This is a genomic window from Afipia sp. Root123D2 (assembly GCF_001425835.1).
Lineage (GTDB): Bacteria > Pseudomonadota > Alphaproteobacteria > Rhizobiales > Xanthobacteraceae > Afipia.
On record NZ_LMDP01000006.1, the window covers coordinates 14,354 to 34,020 of the forward strand.

Sequence of the window (19,667 nt, forward strand, 5' to 3'; positions counted from 1 at the left end):
CGCGCGCCATTCGGCACGCGAGCAATCACGCGCTTGCGCGCGGGTCAGACGTTCGTTCGAGGAGGATGGTCGGGTGGCTTGGCGCCAAGACCGTCGACCAGAAGATCGTCGGTCGGAAGAAGAGCCTTACGCACGGGATGGCGCTCGATCAGCGAAGCCAGGCCGGACGGGCTGGGAAGAGAAACCGTCAGCATGCACAGCCCCACGAACGGACATCCGTCGCAGGTCTTGCTTTTGGTCTGGTCGGGACAGCAGGGCATGTCGTCGGACATTCCCTGCATATGGGACATGGCCTGCATGTGGCCCTGCATCTGGCTGTCCGCCGCCATTGCCGGCGCGCCCAATATCGGTACCGCCAGCGGCGCGAGCAGGAGCCCGGCCCCGACGAAAAGCACAATCCAGAAATTGGCCAGCCGCTTCAGATGCATGCCTCTTTTTCGCATGTCCGGCTTGGACCTGCAAACAGGCGAAGTATCACGATTGCGGCAGAAAGTCTGGGAATGGACCCACCGATCATTTCATGGGGCGAGCTTGGCCGTTAAGCCGGCAGCGCCCTGCCGGTCGCTGTCCGCGATGACCTGGCAACCATGACGCGACGTTCAACTGAAATGCCATGATCGGTCGAACATAGCCGCCTGTCGTCTGAGCCTCGAACACCATATGGGCCAAGTTCAGCGCCGGTTTCCGCGTGGGTGTTGGTTGAAGTATGCGTCGGAGCAATGCTATATCGCGCTATCTCAATTCGGTCACAGATCGCGAGATCAAATGCCGGCTTTAAAGGCCAATAGAAAGCGGGCGCGCTCTATCGAGGCGAGAATCTCGACAACCAGTTCAGATGAGCTCAGCGATGCTGTTCTGCAAAACCTGTCTGGATCTTGATGGTGTCGAGAGCAGCGCTGTGATCGAGACGGATGTGACGAACGAGGTCACTGGAGCTCAGTTTCCAGCATTCGTCTGCGAACGATGCAATTCACAAGACCGCATAACGCGGGCAACCTGTAAGAATTTCGCCCCAACAACCAGCCCGAAAAGCTAAGGCCAATTTCAAGACCCGCTCAGCTAGAAGTCGCGTTTCGGTGTTGTTGGTTCCAGCTTCGCCGCATTTCTCAGTGCAGCTAAAGAAGCTCGGCAACCAAGATTTATGTCGTCGCTGTAGGTTGAAGCACCAAAAGTACGAGCCAGTTCGGTTAAATTCGCCAACTGGCGAGCCCGTCCTCCAGCTGCTTTCCAGGCCTCGTCCTTCTTCGCCTTGGACAAAGGGCTTTCGTCTTCGATCTTGCGGATAAGTGCCTTCGCGTTCGCAATCTCCTCGTCGCTGATCATCTGAACCAGGTAACCGTTTCGCATTTCATAGCAAGCTTTCACCGCGACGTAGCTCTCGTAGGCTTGTCGGAGCAGTAAGTTCGTCGATCGGCGAAACTGCGGCTGGAGAAATGGCGATCTTTTTTGGCAGTTCAAGCATCTCGAACTCTTTGCGGGCGACCTCGCTACCTTTCGCTATTGCCTCACGATACCAATCAGCCGCCTTATGAGTGTCTGCTCGAACAGCGATACCCCTTGCATACATATAGCCTAGAGCTCGATAGGCATTGAGATTACCTTGATTGGCCGATCGATGGACCCATTCCAAACCATGAATTTGGTCTTTGGAGACGCCTCGGCCCGTGATCAATCCAAGACCTAACATCAGCTGTGCGTCAGCATTTCCCTGCTCGGCAGCCTGTCGGTACCACTCGGCCTCACCTTTCAGTGCGGGGTTCATGACCATGTAGAAGCCCTTGGCTTCATCCTTTGGTACGCCAGTCCCGGAGACATAACGATCTCCCAGGATCCGTAGCTGCATCGCGCGTCTTCTTGTTCGGCAGCCTTAGTCAACCACTTTACGGCTTCAACTTCATCGCGAGCAATCCCGCGTCCCGCGGCGTATATGAAGCCGAGCCTAGATTGTGCCGGAGCAAAGCCTCGCTCAGCGGCGATCCGAAACCAAGAATAAGCAGCATCGCTATTGATCGTGAATGGAGACCGGCCTTCGGCATAAATGATGCCAATGTTGTAAGCAGCTACCGCATTGCCTTGCTTGGAGGCCATCTGAAGAGCTTCCATCTTCTTATGCGGTTGACGGCCTTTCCCGTAAGCGCGCCAGCTGCAGCCAATACCGAGAATTCAGTGGATGTTTTTGGACCGCCGCCTTGCACGCTGGGGTCGCCATATCGGGCGTGAGCTGTTCGATGGGAATGGCCTTCCGACCATCATCGCTATCGCCACTAGCGTATGTTCACCCGTAGCTAAGCCGCGTTTCGCACGCAGGTGTAAATGTCTACTTCTAACCCAAAGCGGACGTACTTGCTGCGAGTCCAATCAATTCGGAAGTAGGAAAAGGCTTGCAGAAGCAGCACCACGCTGCCGTCCTCGTATTCTCAATCCATCCTATAGAACAAGGCACCATTTCGATTGAGCTCCCGCTTAAAGGCCACGCTGTCGCACCGTCTCGATAGCGCGCGTATTTCGATCTCTGGTCGCCTCCGCTATTGGCATTAAGCGGACCTGACACGTCGAGCTATATCAGTCACTGAGCAAAGCGGACCTCGCTGTTGCGCGCTTCAAGGAAATGCCATCGCGGACGAAGCCAGATGCGTAAGCATGCTTTACTCATTCTAAGTTATTTCATATCTGGCATTGGGCGGCCGCGTCCAAGAACCTTGTTACTGTCAGCGACATGGACTAGCGTCGTTGTTCTGATGCTTCCCTTCCGGCTATTTCCGCAGAGAGAAGGTGATGATGCGTCTTTTCCTTGCTCCGACATCTTCGTACTTCGCTATCATAGGATAATTGCCTCACCGCTATCGAAGCGGAGATGTCTGTTCGCGCTCGCCGTTGAGGTTCCGAATGGAGGAGGTCTCTAATGAAACTATCGATCGCGTTATCGTCGTTGCTGCTAACCGGGTTCGTGGTTGCGGGCAGCGAGCCGGCCAGTGCCGTCGTGTACTGCCAATACGTCTCCTATCCCGCCGGCTGCATTGTGAGGCCCGGCGTTGTGCTGCGGCCCCGCCCGGTCGCGCGAGCCGTGGTGACCCCCGGCGTCGGTGCGAGAGGCGTTGGAGTTCGGCCAGGAACGCCGATGAATCGCGGCGGCCCAGTTAATAGGGTCGGCAGACGCTGAGGGCGGTTAGCCCATGAAGATGCGTAATGTCATGTTGTCGCTTATCGTTCCGGCGGCAGCCATGGGCGCTTTGATCACGTATGGGCTCGTCGCGGTCGCTGTCGAGGTGCCAAAAGCAGATATCGGAAGCTGTGCGGCCTATTCCGGACTGCCCTCCGGAAACCATGACACCGCGGGGATGATGTTCATCCAGGCTGGCGCCTTTACCATGGGCTCCGAGCGCCATCAGCCCGAGGAGCGCTTCACTCATGTCGTGACGGTTGATGGCTTCTGGATCGACCGTCATGAGGTGACAAATGCGCAATTCAAGCAGTTCGTCGACGCGACCGGTTACACCACGCTGGCCGAGCGCGGGCTGGACCCCAAGACAAATCCAGGATTGCCAAAAGAGCTTCTGACTCCAGGATCGGTGGTATTTGCCCAGCCAAGCAACGGCCCTGGCCGCAAAATCTCGCAATGGTGGCAATATGTTTCCGGTTCCAACTGGCGGCAGCCGGTCAGCCCCGGCAGTTCCATCGCCGGAAAGGAAAATCACCCCGTCGTTCACGTTGCCTATGAGGATGCGCTTGCTTATGCGCACTGGCGCGGCCGCAGCCTGCCGACCGAGGCACAGTGGGAATTTGCCGGGCGCGGCGGCCGGGATGGCGAAGACGACTGGTCGAGCGCGTTCGACGCCGACGGCAAGCCGATTGCCAACACGTGGCAAGGCATCTTTCCAATACTGAACACCCAAGATGATGGGTACGCCGGCACGGCGCCGGTCGGGTGCTTCAGGCCGAACGGCTACGGCCTCTACGACATGATCGGCAATGTTTGGGAGTTGACCAGCGATTGGTATCGGGCCGGACAATCACGCGAAGCAGCGACCAATCCCCCCGGGCCAGAGCTTGTGTCTCTCCGTGTTGCTGAAGGGCAAACCGCGAGCCGCGTGATCAAGGGCGGCTCGTATTTGTGTTCCTCCAACTATTGCTCGCGCTATCGGCCCGCCGCGCGCCAACCCCAGGAAACAAACCTCAGTGCGGCGCATGTGGGATTCCGCACTGTGTTGAATAGGCCACTCGTGACATCACCCTAGCTTCGCCGGACCCTAGCTCATTTCAATTGGTCAGTTCGTCGGACAGGAGAACGCCATGAAAACGACGTCAGGTTCGCTGAGATCGAAATGGACGTTGCGTGTCACATGCGCCGTCCTCGTGGGGGCGCTGCCCCTCGCTGGAGCGTTGGCGCAGGAGCGGCTCGATCGCACAGTCCTGCCAATCCAGGAGCCCCCGCGACCGACGTATAGCGAACTCGACGCGCGCAACGTCAAGGCCCCGCCGCCGTTCCAGGTCAAGGCGCCTCAGGGAGCGCCGAATGTCGTGATCGTGCTGATTGACGACATCGGCTTTGGCGGGCCGAGCACATTCGGTGGTCCGATTCGCACGCCAACAATGGATCAGCTTGCCCAGGGCGGCTTACGCTTCAACAACTTCCACACCACGGCGCTGTGCTCGCCAACGCGGATCGCACTCAAGTCGGGCCGCAACCACCACACCGCGAATGCGGGCTCAATCATGGAAAGCTCGACAGCGTACCCCGGCAATACCGGACAGATTCCGAACAGCGTTGCGCCCTTAGCAGAAATGCTGCGGCTTAACGGCTACAGCACCGGCGCCTTCGGCAAATGGCACGAAACCGCCGCCTGGGAAACCAGCGTGTCGGGCCCGTTTGACCGGTGGCCCACCCATCAGGGTTTCGACAAATTCTATGGCTTTATCGGCGGTGAGACCGACCAATGGTATCCGCTCATCTACGACGGCGTGATCAAGGTCGATCCTCCGAGGATGAAGGACTATCACTTCACCGTCGACATGACGAACCAGGCCATTAACTGGGTGAAGGCGCAGCAGTCGATGACGCCTGACAAGCCGTTCTTCGTCTACTACGCGACCGGCGCGGTCCATGCACCCCACCACGTGCCGAAGGAATGGGCCGACAAGTACAAGGGCCAGTTCGACAAGGGTTGGGACCAAGTTCGCGATGAAACGGTCGAACGGCAGAAGAGGCTGGGAGTAATCCCCTCAAACACTCAGTTGACGGAACGTCCGAGTGACATCAAGGCTTGGGACTCTTTGCCGGCGGATCAGCGTCGTCTGTTCACGCGCCAGGCAGAGGTCTTCGCCGGGTTTCTCGAACACACCGATAACGAAATCGGGCGTTTGAAGAAGGCACTTGAGGACATTGGTGCGCTCGACAACACTCTGTTCATCTACATTTCCGGTGACAACGGCACGAGCGCTGAAGGCGGCTTTGTTGGCATGTACAACGAGATGACGTATTTCAACAGCGTGACCGAGAAGGTAGAGGATCTCATCCCGCTGATCGACAAATGGGGCGGTCCGGAAACCTTCCCTCACATGGCGGCAGGCTGGGCCGTGGCCTTCGACGCGCCCTTCAAGTGGACCAAGCAGGTGGCGTCCGACTTCGGCGGCACCCGCAACGGCGCTGTCATTCACTGGCCGAAGGGCATCACCGACAAGGGCGGCCTGCGCAGCCAGTTCTCGCACGTCATCGACATAGCCCCCACGATTCTGGAAGTCGCCGGTTTACCGCAGCCCAAGATTGTCAACGGCACGCCGCAGACGCCGATTGAGGGCACCAGCCTGGTCTACGCCTTCGATAATGCGACGGCGCCGGAGCAGCACACGACGCAGTATTTCGAGATGTTCGGCAATCGCGCGATCTATCGCGATGGCTGGCTCGCCCGGACGATCCACCGCGCGCCATGGCAGACAACGAACCTGCCGCCGCTGACGTCCGATGTCTGGGAGCTTTACCACGCGAAGAACGATTTCAGCTTGACCACGAACCTGGCCGCCGAGCAGCCCGCGAAGCTGAAGGAGTTGCAGGCGCTCTTCATGACGGAAGCTCAGAAATACAATGTGCTGCCCATCGACGACCGGGTTATCGAGCGCATGAATCCGGCCATCGCGGGTCGGCCGGATGTCCTGGGTGACCGTACCTCGCTCACGCTCTACGAGGGAATGCAGGGGATGCTCGAAAACGCCTTCATGAACGTGAAGAACCGGTCAATGAAGATCATCGCTGAACTCGACATTCCGGCTGGCGGCGCCAATGGCGCGATTCTGTCGCAAGGCGGGCGCTTTGGCGGCTGGTCGCTGTTCATGAAGGATGGCAAGCCGACCTATACCTACAACTTCCTCGGCCTCGCGCGTTACACCGTCGCCGCACCACAGGCATTGCCGAGCGGACCCGCGACGGTCGTCCTCGACTTCGCTTATGACGGTGGCGGAATCGGCAAGGGTGGCAAGGCGGTCCTCTCCTTGAACGGAAAATCCGTCGCCGAGGGGCGCGTCGAGAAGACCCAACCCAATGTCTTTTCGGCGGACGAAACCGCTGACGTTGGCATCGACAATCAAACACCGGTCGTTGAGGGGATCGGCATCGGTCCGGAGACTCGGTTTACCGGAAAGATCAACAAGATCACCCTTGAAGTAAGTCCGTCGAAATAGCGTATACGCCAAATTTGTCGGGGCCGCCTAGCCGGAATGAGGAGCGGAGGTTGAAGATTGCAAGTGGGATCAACGCTCTCGAATACCACCACCGACGAAGTACGCGAATGCATCGTGTTACGGCAATTCGTGGGCAAGCCACCCCTGACAGGTCCGGATCTGCCGTGTCTAGCGAAGGATGCCGTCGAGATTGTCTGGCCGTAGCGAGCTGTTTGCTAGCCTACGGGCCACGGTAAACGTCCGTCGCAAGATCGATACAAAGGTCGTGCAATCTTCCCAGCAAGCGCTAGAGAAGAATTTCGCGGATATTCCATCGATAAGTTGGCGTTTCCATTTCGATTTGAACTGGCTGGAAGCCCGAACTACCTTGATCGCGGATGGGGAATATATTTGTAAAGGGTTGAATCGGAGACGCCTAACTGTGCAGCGATCTCGATGATCGTCAGCGAGCCATCCTTTATAAGTGCTTTTGCGACACCGATGCTTTGCTCTGACAGGGTCGGAGGACGGCCACCGCGCCGACCGCGGGCTTTAGCTGCAGCGAGTCCTGCGAAATCCCTGAACTTCACTGCTCTACCGAAGACTGAAACCGACCCCAAGCTTGAGCGGCGGGCCCGGACTATCACGCGCCTAGAAGAGCAGAAGGTGCTTCTCAGCAATCCAAGTTACGTACGCAAAGTCCGATCCTTCGCAACAGTTGAAGGCGTCCGCAAGTCAGTCGAGAGCGATCAACGCGTTTCGCCGTGGTGGCGCAAGAGCGTCGATGGTTCCTACCTGCGGCGCGGAGTGTCGCATCACGGGCAAACGATGAGGGACCGAGGCCGCGCGCATTGGCGGCAATGACAACGGCAGCGCGCTCGTCGGGCGTCAGTCTGATCGTCGTGGTCGATGTCTTCCTCCGCGTCTCCGATCCCATCGCCGCTTCCACCTTGGGGGTTCACGGGGGCAGCGCCCCCTGACCAGCGGCCCAATGCGGTAGCATCAGGCCATTGCTGGCTTACCTCAGTGTGAGATCACTGGCGCGAAAGTCGCAAACTTTGGACCTGCTGCGCCGGCAGACATCATTGTCGTCCTCATCAACGACAGAGGGAGACCACACATGAACGACGGGATTCAAATCGATCGCGCCGGCGGCGATCATCGCAGAGGATTCCGGAATGACGGCTGTGCCGGCCGGCGGCGGAAACGAAAAAGGCCCCGAGTGCTCGGGGCCTTTTTCGTTTCGCGAATTCGTCGGGGAATTGCACGGCGAACACTCATGGAGGGGCTGAAAACCGCAACGCCGTGTCAACAATGAGAGGTCTGAGACCCTTATGCGGCTCCTTTTCTGATTCCTCGACGGCGCGCATCGCGCCCCAAAGCACCCCCACGGCGCGACTAGCTTCGTTAGCCAAGTCGGCAAGCTCCCTCCCATAAGGATGCCCGGCATAACCGAGTTCGGCGAAGCCGCCTGCGGCTTCCTTCAACTCCGCGATCAAATGTTCGTATCGATCCATGTTGAAGGGGTGCTTGCTCGTCGGGATAACAGAGAGTTTCGTGTAGCGTGCCATGCTGTACCTCCTATTTTGTTGCAAATGTTCACGTGGCGACAAAGTCGATTCGACCAGTGCGGAAACTTCTGGTCACGAATGCGGTGGCGGCCGCGATGGCAGCCGAAAGAGTGTATTCGAATGCACCCTCGATACCGCCGGCGTTCTCGACCTCCCAGCGCCACTGGTCGCCGCCGATAAGGCGTTCGGCCGAAGCGTAGAACCATCCGGCGTTCGCCTCGAAGTCAGCGGTTGCGCACACGATGCGCTCGTCTTCCTGGTGCGTCTGGATGCGGGCGCCCGCCATGTACTCGTCGATGAGAAAGTGCCAACCTTCTCGTTGAAAACCTTCGAAGCCCGGCATTCTAGTCACATCAACCATCGCAAAATTCCTTTCACTCGTTGCGGCGGCGATGACTGAAGCGGAAACCGGTGGGGCTGTCCAGGCGACCTCAGACGACGAAAAAATCAAAAGGTGCCTGTGCCGCCGGCACTTCCAAGGACTCAAAGGATTCGTTTTTTCTCGAAAAAAATTCGCGGCAAGGATTCGCCAAAGGACTCGTGAAGGATTCAATCGGTGCGGTGTGTTGTCGCATCGGCGGTTATGCGGCCTGCGCGGCTTCGCGTTCGCGTGCTTCGCGATCAAGGCGCGCGATCTCTGCGACGATACCGGATGGCGTCGGCAGGGCTGCTTCCGGATGGCCTTCGTTGCGCAAGGTCTCGATGTGGTGCGCGATGACCTCGTGGACCTTGCCAAGCGCCTGCGCGCTCCGGATTCGGCGGGCGACGTTGCGAGTGAGCATGATCTGTGTTGCGGCGTGGCCAGTGGCCTCATCGGCGGCGGATTTCTGAATCTTCGCGGCGCGTTTGAGCGTCATGATGCCTTCGGCTTTGTCGGCTTCCTTAAGTGTCTCGTCGACGATTTCGTCGAATACTGTTTCAAAGATGTTTGGCTTGCCCTTATCGTCCACCGCTTCGATTCGTGACAGGAACGTCCCGGCGAGCTTTGTTTTGAGAAAGCGATGCCAGAAATCTGATCGCAGGCGGCCGACAACCGCGCCGTCGTTATCGAAATTCTGCGTTCCGGATTCGTCGTCGTCATCCTCAACGTCTCCGAAAAGCCCGAGATTATCCTTGAGTTTTTGCGTGATGACGCATGACCTGGTGCCGGGCATGACCTCGGAGTATTCGAGGAAAAGGGCAAAGGAATCGATGTCACCTATGTCTGCATCCTCCACAATCTGCCAGATCGTCAGTCCCTTAACCTCGTCTTTATGGGCGGTGCCGCCGGTTAGCTCCCAGCTGACACCCTTGGCGATGTAGTCAGCGGCCGCTTCGCCGGTGGCAGCGATCTGGACGCCTTGTCCCTCCTCGATAGTGCGACCACCACGTTTTGCGACCTGTCGGCGAAAATTATCGATGAGGATTTTTCCGGCGTGTTCCGCTGCTTCCAGCATGGATTCTTCGGCGGCTTTCTTCTCTTCCGGCGTGAGCTCAGCAGTAGTGTCCCACGTCGGAAGGCATGGCAGGCCAAAATGGATGTGGAAGTGCCAACCATTGCGGCCATACGTCACCTCTGGAGCAACAAGGACTCCGGCAATGCCTGCGGCCTTCTCGGCGGCCGCCCAATTTTTCTGCCTACGGGCAGCGGCAAAGGACTCCGCCACCATTTTCTTGACCTTCGACAATCGGTCTTTTTTTGTGTGAGACACGGTGACGAGCCCCATCAGAAACACGCCTTTCTTCCCGGTCGTTTTTTCAACGACGGTTTGAACGGATTGTTGGCGCTGACGCGCTACGGCCGGCGCACACGTCGGGCAAAGCCATCCGCTTTTACAACGATAGACTCCGGACACCCATGCTCGATTCTGGCCGTTGCGATGGACCGTCACCTCTGGCCGTTTTCCGCCGAACTCAAGATCGGTCGCGGCGAAACCGCAACCGCAGACGGAATGAGACCGTTCGTCTTCTCTGAGGCCGTTGCGGAGCATCCTGACAACGGCGTGTTTTAAATCATATCGACGCCGGGTCTCAGAGACCTCAACAGTTTCATTGGAGTCGGATTCCTCGGTTGCCTTGCAGTCGGATTCCTCGGTTTTTGTCGAACTGGAATAAGTGGGAGAATGATTGGGTTTTCGCGGCTCCGCGAATGTATCTCCTCCGCTGGCAAGGCCGCGACCTTCGGCGCGGCTGTGGGTGTCGCTCCACAGGCCGATGACGGCGGTCGTGCCGGCCGGCATCTGGACCAACGGACGATCGGATTCGTTGAATGAGACGTCCGGATCGAATCCCAACTCTGCCGCCGATCGTTTTCGTCGGCGTGTGAGTTTGACACCTGCTGCGTTCGTTGAGACCATCAGATTGCTCCTTGATGACCCCGGCGAGCGGCTGCGAACCGCGAAGACCCGGGGTTTGTCATTCAAGGCTGATGGCAATCCGCGCATGGAGCAAACGCGCCTGACGCCGCCGATGCACTCAACGCAAAAAACTCCGACAAAGCCTGAGAAATAAGAATTCCGGGAAGTGGCTGCCGTCGATGACGCCCGCCGACAGTATATGACGAAGATCATATCATGATGATCGGCTTTCCGGAGTGATCGCGAAAGCCAGCATTTCCAAGCATTTTCACGATTCTAAGAAATCGGCTGCGGATCCCCCCCGGCCTATTATTTTTCGCTCCGGCCCCCCAAGGGGCCTCACGCGCCTCCGCGGGGCGTTGTCGGTGGCGGCCGCCTCGGCCTGTTGGCCTCGACGTCCGCGAGATTTGGGATTGATACCGATCACAGGGATTTTGGAAATCTCGCGATACTGAGGCTTTGGCTTCCGTTCTCCGTATCTTCTCCCGACCGTCGCGGGCGCGTGCCCAAGAATGTAATCCATCGTGGATTCTTTCATGTCCACATCATCGGCCACGGTCACGAATCGATGCCGCCATGCATGATTGGGACTGACGTTCTTATCCGTGATTCCAACTTCCTTGCGAATCCACTTCGCAATTCGCTCGCCAACCTTTTTGTAAGTTGGGTTCTGGTCTGATCCCTGTCGCGGTGATTTTTTCGCGCAAAATAGCGGCCCCGTCGATTGCGATACGAAGTCGATAAAACCTTGGCGAATAAGCTCAGGATGAATCGCAATCTCCCGCTGCTCGTTCGTTTTAACAGACCCAGCCTCCGGTGTGATCCGCAACATCCAAACACCATCGACCTTGCGGATATCTTGCTTGCGGAGCTGCGCCATCTCGCCAACGCGGGCACCGGTGTATGCACACAACGACGGAATCCACCGACGCGCTACTCGTTGCTCAGCTCCTCTTCGCGACGACATCGGCTCAAGCGATGCGCGCAAAATCTTCGCTGCTTCGGCGTCAGTGTACCCGCGTTTGCTCGTCCCCTTGGGAACCTTGATCTTAATCCGTAACGCTGGATTTTCGCTCATGCGGCCATTGCTCACAGCCCATTCGCAAGTTGAACGAATCGATGCGATGTAAGTCTCTTTGACAGACTTCGGTACTATTCCGCGCGCAACGTGGCGGTCTTTCCAAGTGATACACCATTCTCGCGTCAGGTTTCGGATGTCGGGTACCTCGGCCGCAACCTGCATTAAGATAGGGCGCCATTTTTTGATCGTCGTCGGCGCGAGCTTTGCCTCGGCAGCATAGTCATCGAACACTCGAAGCACAGAAAACTTGTCTTTCGAGAGTTTTGGTTGTGTTTCCAGTTTCGGGAATCGGTCGGCGTCTGGATCTGGCCGATAGTCGCCCTTGCCCATCCGATACAGTTGCTCACGGACTTGCAAGATGGCTTTGTCGACGGCTTTATCGACAAGGCTACGGCTCTCTGGGGAGAGAATCCAACCGCGCATTGCCAACCATGCGTCGATGTGTTTGGCATTTCGAGAGGTTCTGTGCTTCTCGATGAATGCCAACGAGCGCTCTCGAGCGGTGCCAACTCCAACAGGAACAATTTTGCCCCTGCTTTCGCCTTCGACAAAGACCCTGTCGATCCATAGCGAGCTAACGCTAGCCCTGTCTGGATTGTCGGCGTGCTCCGCGACCATCGCTCGATAGATTTCGCCGGCGACGGCTTCAGCCTGCCGATGGGACAAATCTTGAGCCCCTGCCGTCAATCGGTGCCATCGTTCCTCGATCTCGGCTGACACGCGCGCGTGTGCGATCTTGGCTTCGGCCGGATCGCGTGTCCGAAGCGAAACCTTCTGCTCGCGCTTGCCCACGAGTGAGCGGAGTGCGTCTGGAACACGCTTCCGATACCAATAGATTCCAGTCTGGGGATGACGAAAGGGTCGAGCCATATAAAGGACCATCTGTGTACCGCCCGTGTGTACCAATCGGCGGTTTAGAAGTCCTTGCCACTCAATAGCTTGAGCGTTTTCAGTTGCTTAGAGTGTTGCTGGCGGAGAGGGAGGGATTCGAACCCCCGATAGGCTTGCACCTATGCCGCATTTCGAGTGCGGTGCATTCGACCACTCTGCCACCTCTCCGGGCACAAACGACAGTTTCCCGTCGGGTCGCGGCCGAGTTCTAAGCGAGGTTCGGCGGATAAACAAGGCACCGTTGCGCAGCCGATCAGGCTCCGGAAAGCGCATTCCGCCGATTTGCCGCCGAAAAGGGCCGATGGCAGCCGTTGATCCGACGGTTGGCTCTGCTCACAGCTCGCTTGCCCTTGAAACAAAAGCACTTTTCGCCGGCCCGCGCGGTCATGCCAGCGTTTTGGTCCCTGACGAAGCACCTGCCGCCAAGCGTCTCCGTGACAGCATCAGAGGAAGAGGCATCGTCGCTTTTTACCGGCGACCCTCGCGCCGACGGCGTTGCCGCCACATGTCGGATCACGGCAACGGCGATGGTTCTGCAAAGCCAGCGTGCCAGCAATCTGGGCGGGCACCGCTCGACCCCCGAGATACTCCGGGCGAGCCGCATCCTTCTTAATTCTTGTCCTTGTTGTCCTTCTCTTTGTCCTTGTCCTTCTTCTTCTCTTTGGGTGCGCGCATCGTGAAGCGGGCATTGCCGAGCCCGGTGCCGATGGTGAGGATGCCCCAGCGTTTGCGGTCCTGCATGAAAGGAATTTCACTCAGTCCCTGCACCACGCCGTCATTATGCATCAGCACCACGGTGTCATGCTCGCCGATCGAAGGGATTGCCTCCACCAGACTGTTCGGCAGATTGAACTTGCTGCTCTCCCAGTTGCCGGGAAGATTCTGTGCGCCCTTCTCGATCGAGCCGTCGGCATCGATCACACCGGGACACGATACGCCGATGAACGGCGCGAGCTTGAGTCCCTCGGCGCCCGCCTCCTTGATGAAATCCTTCAGCATGGAAGCAAGTTTTTTCACGGCACTTTCGCGGCTCGGATCGTCATCGGCGTGGCGCCACAACTTCGACTTCCAGACCTGCGCCTTCGATAGATCGGACGCCTTTTTCTGGCGGGTTTCCACCACGCCGCAACGGATATTGGTGCCACCGATATCGACTGCCAGCAGGCTGTCATGAGCCGCGAAAATCCACGACGGCGCAAGATGCGCGCAGCCGATCAGCCCCGCCTCGTCGGGATGAAAGCGGATCGGCACCATGTCGATCTTGAAGCCTTCGGCCTTGAGGATGATGTCGGCGCGAGCAATCGACAACTCGCCGATCCGGCTCTGGCGAAAGCCGCCGCCGACCACGATCGCCTCGGTCTTGTCCCAGGCCTTGGTCTTGAGAAAGCGCCGCGTGACATACGCAAGCTCCTGCGCGAATTCCTCGATGGCGCTGTGGACCACCGCTGAGGCCTCGACATCGTCGCCGACCAGCATCTCGTCGAGCGTCTTTTTGCTGATGTCTTCAGACGCCTCGCCGCCGAACGGATCGTCGCCATTCTTGCGCAGCAACTTGCGCCATTTGTCGAGAATGTTCTGGAACGCGCCCTTGCTGGCACGGTCGCCGAGGAAGCCGTCGTCGTCCTTGATCTCGATGTTGTAACTGTCGATATCGACCGACGGCAGACGGGATGCCCCGTGATTCCCGATTCCGGCGGTCGTCAGCGTGTCCTCGGCCATGTCTGGGCTGCCCCCTGTCTGAGATGTCGGATTTGCCTCGGGGGACAACGGCTGGGGAACCGCTTGGTTGCATCGCCAAATGGCCGCATCGGGCGGTCCTGACGGCCCGAAAAACCGCGATTTTCCGCGATTTAGGCCCGCTTTGCCTTGACTCGACACCTTGGGCGGCTATAAGTCCTGCACCCGGCGCGGGATTATCTCGCGCCGTTTGTTTTTGCGTGACCACGGCCTCGATGCCGGAGCCGCACAGACATTGAACCCATAGCGACTGAACAAGAAGCCGGCCCGGACTTAACGTTCGAGCGCCGGGATCGAACACGAAGGAATAAAACGATGTTCGCAGTCATCAAAACCGGCGGCCGGCAGTTCCGCGTCGTTCCGGATGATGTGCTCGAGATTGGCAAGATCGCCGGCGACGTCGGCTCGATCGTGCAGCTTGGTGAAGTGATGGTGGTGGGCGGCGACACGCCGGTCCTCGGTGCGCCGTTTGTTTCGGGTGCGTCGGTGGCGGCTGAAGTGCTCGACCACAAGCGCGGCCCGAAGGTGATTTCCTTCAAGAAGCGCCGCCGCAAGAATTCGAAGCGCAAGCGCGGCTATCGTGACGAAATCACGGTGATCCGCGTGACCGAGATCCTGACCGACGGCAAGTCGCCGAGCGTCGGACCGCGGCCGAAGCGGGAAAAGAAGGTCGAGGCCGCGCCAGTAGATGGCGATGCTCCGGCCAAGAAAGCTCCCGCCAAGAAGCCGGCAGCCAAGAAGGCCGATACCGCGGCCAAGGCTCCAGCCAAAAAGGCGCCCGCCAAGACCGCGGCAAAGAAAGCCGCGCCGAAAGCGAAAAGCGACAAAAAGTGAAATGATTCCGTCAGGGAATCGGGTTAGAGATTAGTCGAAGACTGGAGACGGGCTATGGCTCACAAAAAAGCAGGCGGTTCATCGCGCAACGGGCGCGACTCGGCAGGCAAACGCCTTGGAATCAAGGCGTTCGGCGGCGAGCACGTGATTCCGGGCAACATCATTGCGCGTCAGCGCGGCACCACCTGGCATCCCGGCCTCAATGTCGGCATGGGCACGGATCATACTCTTTTCGCCAAGGTCGAAGGCCATGTCGAATTCCGCGCCAAAGCCAACGGCCGCACCTTTATTTCCGTCATTCCGATGGCGGCAGCGGCTGAATAGACGGTAGACACATTTCAAGTCTGCCGGTCCCTGTTGAACCGGCAGAGCACGAGAAGGCTCTCAAGGGGAGACGGGAAACCGGCCTCCCCTTTTGTTTTGCGCGTTCGTTGCTTCGGGACGAAATGCGAGAAGGAGCCTTCGATGTTACAGGACATTCCCACCCAGAGCTTCCATGGCGGCAGTACCGTCGTCCTCGAGACCAAGCGACTGACCCTGCGTCAGCCGACCCTCGCGGACGTAAAAGACATCGCCGCCATCGTCAGCGACAAGCGCGTGTCCATCAATCTGCGCCGCGTGCCGCATCCTTATTCGCTCGACGATGCTGTCGCATTCGTCACCACCTTCGCCAATGTCGGCCGCAGGAGTTCATTTCTGGTCGAGCGTGACCGCACGCCGATCGGCATGGCGAGCCTCGATTGGGAAAGCGGCAACGACGCGCCCGAGCTTGGCTATTGCTTCGGCGTCGATCACTGGGGCAAGGGCTTCGCGACCGAGACGGCGCGCGCGCTGATCGATTATGCGTTCGAGGAATTCACCATCGACTGCATCCATTCCGGCGCGCGGGTGCTGAACCCGGCATCGCGTCATGTGCTGGAGAAGTGCGGATTCCAGTGGACCGGCGTCGAACTGCATCGCTTCCTGGCGCTCGGCTCATCGACACCCGTTGATCGCTTCAAGCTGGAGCGCGGCGTGTGGTCGTCACTGAAGAGCTGGAGCAACGCGACACGTCGCGGAGCGTAACTTCTCTGCGCGCTGACTCTTCCTTCCGTCATGCCCGGCCAAAACAGCCGCAGACTGCATAAACTTGTCTGCGTGCCGGGCATCCACGTTTTTGAAGCGAGGCAAGACGTGAATGGCCGGCAATCCCGGCACGATCGCACCCGCGATCGTCAGGCTCAGGCCGGCGGAGGCACCACCGGCTGCTCGCTGCGCAGAACCGCCCGTTCGCGCAGGAAGATATAGAAGCCCGCACCGATGATGATCGCGGCGCCGATCAGCGTCGCCAGCGACGGAACATCGCCGAACACCACGTAGCCGAATATCACGGCCCAGATGATCATCGAATACTGGTAGGGCACGACGACACTGGCGGGCGCGAGGATCAGCGAGCGATTGACGCTCAATAGCGCGCCGATCGAGATGCAGCCGGCCAGCATGAACAGGCCCAGATCCTGCGGCGCGGGCGTGATCCAGCCAAATGGTGTCAGCATCGCGCCGAGCACCAGCGTGCTGGCGAACTGGCTCGAAGCCAGCACCACATCAGGCGTGCGGCGAAGCGAGCGCGTGATCAGCATCAGCGCCGCGAACGAGGCGCTGCCGGCGAGCGCGATCAGCGCCGGCCAGCTCAGCGATTGCGACGAGGGCTGCAGCGCGATGAGCACGCCGCAGAACCCGACGCCCACCGCCGTCCAGCGCCGCCAGCCGACCTGTTCTTTCAGGAAGATCGCGGACCCGGCGGTCACGAAGATCGGCGATGCCAGATAGAAGGTAATGATATCGGCCAGCGGCAGATAGACCGAGGCCCAGAAGAATGCCGCGACCTCCATGCTCGATACGGTGACGCGGACGAGCTGAAGCCATGGCCGCTCCAATTGATGGAACGAGGCGCGGTTGCGCCAGATCGAGGGGCCCATCAGCGACAGCGAGGCGATCGAGCGCAACAGCAGCAGCTGGCCGACGGCGTAGGTCGCGACCAGATGTTTGCCGAGTGCATCGCCGAACGAAAACAACCAGACGCCGAGCAGCATCAGCCCGATGCCAGCCAGCCGGGCCGAGGTGTTGTTCGCATCGGCGGAAAGTTTCGCAAACATGGTTATCGCTGAGCGCCTCAGTGGTCGCGAATTCGACGAAATCGGCGATCAAGTCATCGTTTAAGCGGTGCGGCACGGTTCAGCAACCGCCGCAAATGCGGCCTTTCCTCGCTCCTGACGCATGAATCGGTTGCCGCCCCGACCCCCCTACGATACGGATAACCCATGAAATTCCTCGATGAAGCAAAGGTCTACATCCGCTCCGGCGACGGCGGAAACGGCTGCGTGGCATTTCGCCGCGAGAAGTTCATCGAGTATGGCGGACCGAATGGCGGCAATGGCGGCCGCGGCGGCGACGTCATCGTCGAAGCGGTCGACGGCCTCAACACGCTGATCGACTATCGCTACCAGCAGCACTTCAAGGCGCCGAAGGGCGTTCACGGCATGGGCAGCGACCGCCATGGCGCCAACGGCAAGAACATCGTGCTGAAGGTGCCGGTCGGCACCCAGATTTTCGACGAGGATCGTGAAACGCTGCTGCACGACTTCACCAAACTCGGCGAAACCTTCGTGCTCGCCAAGGGCGGCAATGGCGGCTTCGGCAACGCGCATTTCAAGAGCTCGACCAACCGCGCGCCGCGTCATGCCAATCCCGGCCAGCCCGGTGAAGAGCGCTGGATCTGGCTGCGCATGAAGCTGATCGCCGATGCCGGTCTGATCGGCCTGCCGAACGCCGGCAAGTCCACCTTCCTGTCGGTGGTCAGCGCGGCGAAACCGAAAATCGCCGACTACCCATTCACCACGCTTCATCCGCAGCTCGGCGTCGTCGCCATCGACGGCCGCGAATTCGTGCTGGCCGATATTCCGGGATTGATCGAAGGCGCGCATGAAGGCGCCGGACTCGGCGACCGCTTCCTCGGTCATGTCGAACGTTGCCGCGTTCTGCTGCATCTGGTCGATGCGACCTGCGAGCATGCCGGCAAAGCCTACAAGACCGTGCGCCACGAGCTCGAAGCCTATGACTCACACCTCGCCGAAAAAATCGAGATCGTCGCGCTCAACAAGATCGACGCGGTGTCGCCCGAGCACCTCAAGGACCAGAAGGCCCGGCTGAAGCGCGCGGCGAAGAAAACACCGCTGCTGCTGTCCGGCGTGTCAGGCGAAGGCGTCACCGAAGCATTGCGCGCGCTGGCCGAGGTCGTCGACGAAGCGCCAGTGTCCGCCAAGGCAAAGAAGGCCTCGCCGGACGATCCCGGGCCGGAGCAGCATGCGCCAGCCTGGTCACCGCTTGGAAACTGACCGCAGCTTTATTTTTCTTTCTCTTTCAGCTTTTCGTTCTCATGTCTCATCCCAAGCTCAACGATTTTCGCCGCATCGTCGTCAAGGTCGGCTCATCGCTCCTGATCGACGCCGCCGCAGGCGAAGTGAAGGCGGCGTGGCTCGACGCGCTGGCCGCCGACATCGCCGCGCTCCACAAGCAGGGCAAGGATGTCCTGATCGTCTCCTCCGGATCGATCGCGCTGGGACGCAGCCGCCTCAAGCTGCCGAGCGGCACACTCAAGCTCGAGGAAAGCCAGGCCGCCGCCGCCGTCGGCCAGATCGAACTGGCACGGATCTGGGCCAAGACACTCGAACAATACGACATCGGCGCGGGCCAGATTCTGGTCACACTGCAGGATACCGAAGAGCGCCGCCGCTATCTCAACGCGCGCTCGACCATCGCCAAGCTGCTCGAATGGCGCGCGGTACCGGTGATCAACGAGAATGACACGGTTGCGACCAACGAGATCCGCTACGGCGACAACGACCGCCTCGCCGCGCGCGTCGCCACCATGACCAGCGCCGATCTCCTGATCCTGTTGTCGGACATCGACGGTCTCTACACAGCGCCGCCCGGCGCCAATCCGAACGCGAAACTGATTCCGGTGGTCGACCGCGTCACCGCCGACATCGAGGCGATGGCGGGCGCCGCCGAATCCGAACTGTCGCGCGGCGGCATGCGCACAAAAATCGAAGCGGCGAAGATCGCGACGTCGTCCGGCACCCACATGCTGATCGCATCGGGCAAGATCGAGCATCCGCTCAAGGCGATCGCCGACGGCGGGCGCTGCACCTGGTTCCTGACGCCGGCCAATCCGGTCACGGCGCGCAAGCGCTGGATCGCCGGCTCGCTCGAGCCGAAGGGCACGCTCACCATCGATACCGGTGCGGTGAAGGCGCTGCGAGCGGGCAAGAGCCTGCTGCCGGCCGGCGTGGTCCGGGTCGACGGCCAGTTCGCGCGCGGAGACGCCGTCGTGGTGCGCGGCCCGGACGGCCATGAGATCGGCCGCGGCCTCGTCGCCTACGACGCCGACAACGCCGACAAGATCAAGGGCCGCTCGTCCTCCGATGCCGCCACCCTTCTCGGCGTCAGCGGCCGGGCCGAAATGATCCACCGCGACGACCTCGTGGTCGGCGGCCCGCGCAGCGACGGGACCGGCAAATAGACCTC

The 19,667-nt window shown here is 59.6% G+C and carries 19 protein-coding genes and 1 tRNA gene; 8 read left to right on the forward strand and 12 right to left on the reverse strand.

Annotation, left to right across the window (positions count from 1 at the left end; genetic code table 11):
- Positions 1-44: 44 nt before the first annotated feature.
- The 4 genes from ASC80_RS22600 to ASC80_RS24815 all read right to left on the reverse strand — a co-directional run bounded on the left by ASC80_RS22600 (position 45) and on the right by ASC80_RS24815 (position 2,103).
- The gene (locus ASC80_RS22600; protein ID WP_244487352.1) at positions 45-428 is read right to left on the reverse strand and encodes a hypothetical protein; all 384 of its coding nucleotides are present in this window, start codon (positions 426-428) and stop codon (positions 45-47) included.
- Positions 429-1,059: 631 nt separating this feature from the next.
- Entirely contained in the window at positions 1,060-1,323 is a 264-nt protein-coding gene (locus ASC80_RS22605; RefSeq protein ID WP_156464503.1) for a hypothetical protein, read from the reverse strand.
- A gap of 25 nt (positions 1,324-1,348) precedes the next feature.
- Positions 1,349-1,843 carry a tetratricopeptide repeat protein gene (locus tag ASC80_RS22610; protein WP_056302095.1) on the reverse strand — a complete coding sequence of 165 codons (495 nt, stop codon included), beginning with the start codon at positions 1,841-1,843 and terminating at the stop codon, positions 1,349-1,351.
- On the reverse strand, positions 1,759-2,103 hold the full coding sequence (locus tag ASC80_RS24815) for a tetratricopeptide repeat protein (RefSeq protein ID WP_082512723.1): 345 nt from the start codon (positions 2,101-2,103) through the stop codon (positions 1,759-1,761). Before ASC80_RS24815 ends, ASC80_RS22610 begins: the two co-directional genes overlap by 85 nt.
- A gap of 799 nt (positions 2,104-2,902) precedes the next feature.
- Between ASC80_RS24815 and ASC80_RS24495 the strand changes: the two genes are divergently transcribed.
- The 3 genes from ASC80_RS24495 to ASC80_RS22620 are packed head-to-tail and all read left to right on the forward strand — an operon-like array spanning position 2,903 to position 6,672.
- Complete coding sequence (locus ASC80_RS24495; protein ID WP_082512724.1) at positions 2,903-3,160, forward strand: hypothetical protein; 258 nt, start codon at positions 2,903-2,905, stop codon at positions 3,158-3,160.
- 13 nt (positions 3,161-3,173) lie between these two features.
- A complete protein-coding gene (locus tag ASC80_RS22615; RefSeq protein ID WP_244487353.1) occupies positions 3,174-4,235 on the forward strand; it encodes a formylglycine-generating enzyme family protein in 1,062 nt (353 codons plus the stop codon).
- 55 nt (positions 4,236-4,290) lie between these two features.
- Complete coding sequence (locus ASC80_RS22620) at positions 4,291-6,672, forward strand: arylsulfatase (protein WP_082512726.1); 2,382 nt, start codon at positions 4,291-4,293, stop codon at positions 6,670-6,672.
- A gap of 362 nt (positions 6,673-7,034) precedes the next feature.
- Here ASC80_RS22620 and ASC80_RS23375 read toward each other — a convergent pair whose 3' ends face one another.
- From ASC80_RS23375 to ASC80_RS22655, 7 genes are all read right to left on the reverse strand, one after another.
- Positions 7,035-7,298: a helix-turn-helix domain-containing protein gene (locus ASC80_RS23375; protein WP_349509677.1), complete on the reverse strand. Its 264-nt coding sequence runs from the start codon at positions 7,296-7,298 to the stop codon at positions 7,035-7,037.
- Positions 7,299-7,928: 630 nt separating this feature from the next.
- Complete coding sequence (locus ASC80_RS22625; protein WP_056302097.1) at positions 7,929-8,222, reverse strand: hypothetical protein; 294 nt, start codon at positions 8,220-8,222, stop codon at positions 7,929-7,931.
- A 28-nt stretch (positions 8,223-8,250) separates the two neighbouring features.
- Positions 8,251-8,583: a hypothetical protein gene (locus ASC80_RS22630; protein ID WP_156464504.1), complete on the reverse strand. Its 333-nt coding sequence runs from the start codon at positions 8,581-8,583 to the stop codon at positions 8,251-8,253.
- 220 nt (positions 8,584-8,803) lie between these two features.
- The gene (locus ASC80_RS23920; RefSeq protein ID WP_156464505.1) at positions 8,804-10,624 is read right to left on the reverse strand and encodes a hypothetical protein; all 1,821 of its coding nucleotides are present in this window, start codon (positions 10,622-10,624) and stop codon (positions 8,804-8,806) included.
- Between the two features lie 202 nt (positions 10,625-10,826).
- Positions 10,827-12,521 (reverse strand): DUF6538 domain-containing protein, encoded by a 1,695-nt coding sequence (locus tag ASC80_RS22645; protein ID WP_056302106.1) that lies wholly within the window; start codon positions 12,519-12,521, stop codon positions 10,827-10,829.
- An 87-nt stretch (positions 12,522-12,608) separates the two neighbouring features.
- Positions 12,609-12,698, reverse strand: a tRNA-Ser gene (locus ASC80_RS22650).
- A gap of 441 nt (positions 12,699-13,139) precedes the next feature.
- The gene (locus ASC80_RS22655; RefSeq protein ID WP_056302108.1) at positions 13,140-14,249 is read right to left on the reverse strand and encodes an ROK family protein; all 1,110 of its coding nucleotides are present in this window, start codon (positions 14,247-14,249) and stop codon (positions 13,140-13,142) included.
- Between the two features lie 333 nt (positions 14,250-14,582).
- Between ASC80_RS22655 and rplU the strand changes: the two genes are divergently transcribed.
- From rplU to ASC80_RS22670, 3 genes are all read left to right on the forward strand, one after another.
- Positions 14,583-15,101 carry a 50S ribosomal protein L21 gene (gene rplU, locus ASC80_RS22660; RefSeq protein ID WP_056302109.1) on the forward strand — a complete coding sequence of 173 codons (519 nt, stop codon included), beginning with the start codon at positions 14,583-14,585 and terminating at the stop codon, positions 15,099-15,101.
- 54 nt (positions 15,102-15,155) lie between these two features.
- Positions 15,156-15,425 carry a 50S ribosomal protein L27 gene (gene rpmA, locus ASC80_RS22665; protein ID WP_056302111.1) on the forward strand — a complete coding sequence of 90 codons (270 nt, stop codon included), beginning with the start codon at positions 15,156-15,158 and terminating at the stop codon, positions 15,423-15,425.
- Between the two features lie 141 nt (positions 15,426-15,566).
- Positions 15,567-16,166, forward strand: coding sequence for a GNAT family N-acetyltransferase (locus ASC80_RS22670; RefSeq protein ID WP_056302112.1), 600 nt, complete (start codon positions 15,567-15,569; stop codon positions 16,164-16,166).
- A 155-nt stretch (positions 16,167-16,321) separates the two neighbouring features.
- Here ASC80_RS22670 and ASC80_RS22675 read toward each other — a convergent pair whose 3' ends face one another.
- Positions 16,322-17,242 (reverse strand): DMT family transporter, encoded by a 921-nt coding sequence (locus ASC80_RS22675; RefSeq protein ID WP_056302114.1) that lies wholly within the window; start codon positions 17,240-17,242, stop codon positions 16,322-16,324.
- Between the two features lie 159 nt (positions 17,243-17,401).
- On the opposite strand from ASC80_RS22675, the gene obgE reads away from it, so the two are divergent.
- Together obgE and proB are read left to right on the forward strand one after the other, a co-directional pair.
- Positions 17,402-18,475, forward strand: a complete 1,074-nt coding sequence (obgE, locus tag ASC80_RS22680; RefSeq protein ID WP_056302116.1) for a GTPase ObgE — start codon at positions 17,402-17,404, stop codon at positions 18,473-18,475.
- 41 nt (positions 18,476-18,516) lie between these two features.
- Complete coding sequence (gene proB, locus ASC80_RS22685) at positions 18,517-19,662, forward strand: glutamate 5-kinase (protein WP_056302117.1); 1,146 nt, start codon at positions 18,517-18,519, stop codon at positions 19,660-19,662.
- Positions 19,663-19,667: the final 5 nt, after the last annotated feature.

Excerpts from the sequence above, each read along its gene's own strand:
- ASC80_RS24495 (WP_082512724.1), top strand. The coding sequence starts at position 2,903 with ATGAAACTATCGATCGCGTTATCGTCGTTGCTGCTAACCGGGTTCGTG.
- ASC80_RS22615 (WP_244487353.1), top strand. The coding sequence starts at position 3,174 with ATGAAGATGCGTAATGTCATGTTGTCGCTTATCGTTCCGGCGGCAGCC.
- ASC80_RS22630 (WP_156464504.1), bottom strand. The coding sequence starts at position 8,583 with ATGGTTGATGTGACTAGAATGCCGGGCTTCGAAGGTTTTCAACGAGAA.
- rpmA (WP_056302111.1), top strand. The coding sequence starts at position 15,156 with ATGGCTCACAAAAAAGCAGGCGGTTCATCGCGCAACGGGCGCGACTCG.
- ASC80_RS22605 (WP_156464503.1), bottom strand. The coding sequence starts at position 1,323 with ATGATCAGCGACGAGGAGATTGCGAACGCGAAGGCACTTATCCGCAAG.
- ASC80_RS22670 (WP_056302112.1), top strand. The coding sequence starts at position 15,567 with ATGTTACAGGACATTCCCACCCAGAGCTTCCATGGCGGCAGTACCGTC.
- ASC80_RS22645 (WP_056302106.1), bottom strand. The coding sequence starts at position 12,521 with ATGGTCCTTTATATGGCTCGACCCTTTCGTCATCCCCAGACTGGAATC.
- ASC80_RS22625 (WP_056302097.1), bottom strand. The coding sequence starts at position 8,222 with ATGGCACGCTACACGAAACTCTCTGTTATCCCGACGAGCAAGCACCCC.
- rplU (WP_056302109.1), top strand. The coding sequence starts at position 14,583 with ATGTTCGCAGTCATCAAAACCGGCGGCCGGCAGTTCCGCGTCGTTCCG.
- ASC80_RS22655 (WP_056302108.1), bottom strand. The coding sequence starts at position 14,249 with ATGGCCGAGGACACGCTGACGACCGCCGGAATCGGGAATCACGGGGCA.
- obgE (WP_056302116.1), top strand. The coding sequence starts at position 17,402 with ATGAAATTCCTCGATGAAGCAAAGGTCTACATCCGCTCCGGCGACGGC.
- proB (WP_056302117.1), top strand. The coding sequence starts at position 18,517 with ATGTCTCATCCCAAGCTCAACGATTTTCGCCGCATCGTCGTCAAGGTC.
- ASC80_RS24815 (WP_082512723.1), bottom strand. The coding sequence starts at position 2,103 with ATGGAAGCTCTTCAGATGGCCTCCAAGCAAGGCAATGCGGTAGCTGCT.
- ASC80_RS22600 (WP_244487352.1), bottom strand. The coding sequence starts at position 428 with ATGCATCTGAAGCGGCTGGCCAATTTCTGGATTGTGCTTTTCGTCGGG.
- ASC80_RS22610 (WP_056302095.1), bottom strand. The coding sequence starts at position 1,843 with ATGCAGCTACGGATCCTGGGAGATCGTTATGTCTCCGGGACTGGCGTA.
- ASC80_RS22620 (WP_082512726.1), top strand. The coding sequence starts at position 4,291 with ATGAAAACGACGTCAGGTTCGCTGAGATCGAAATGGACGTTGCGTGTC.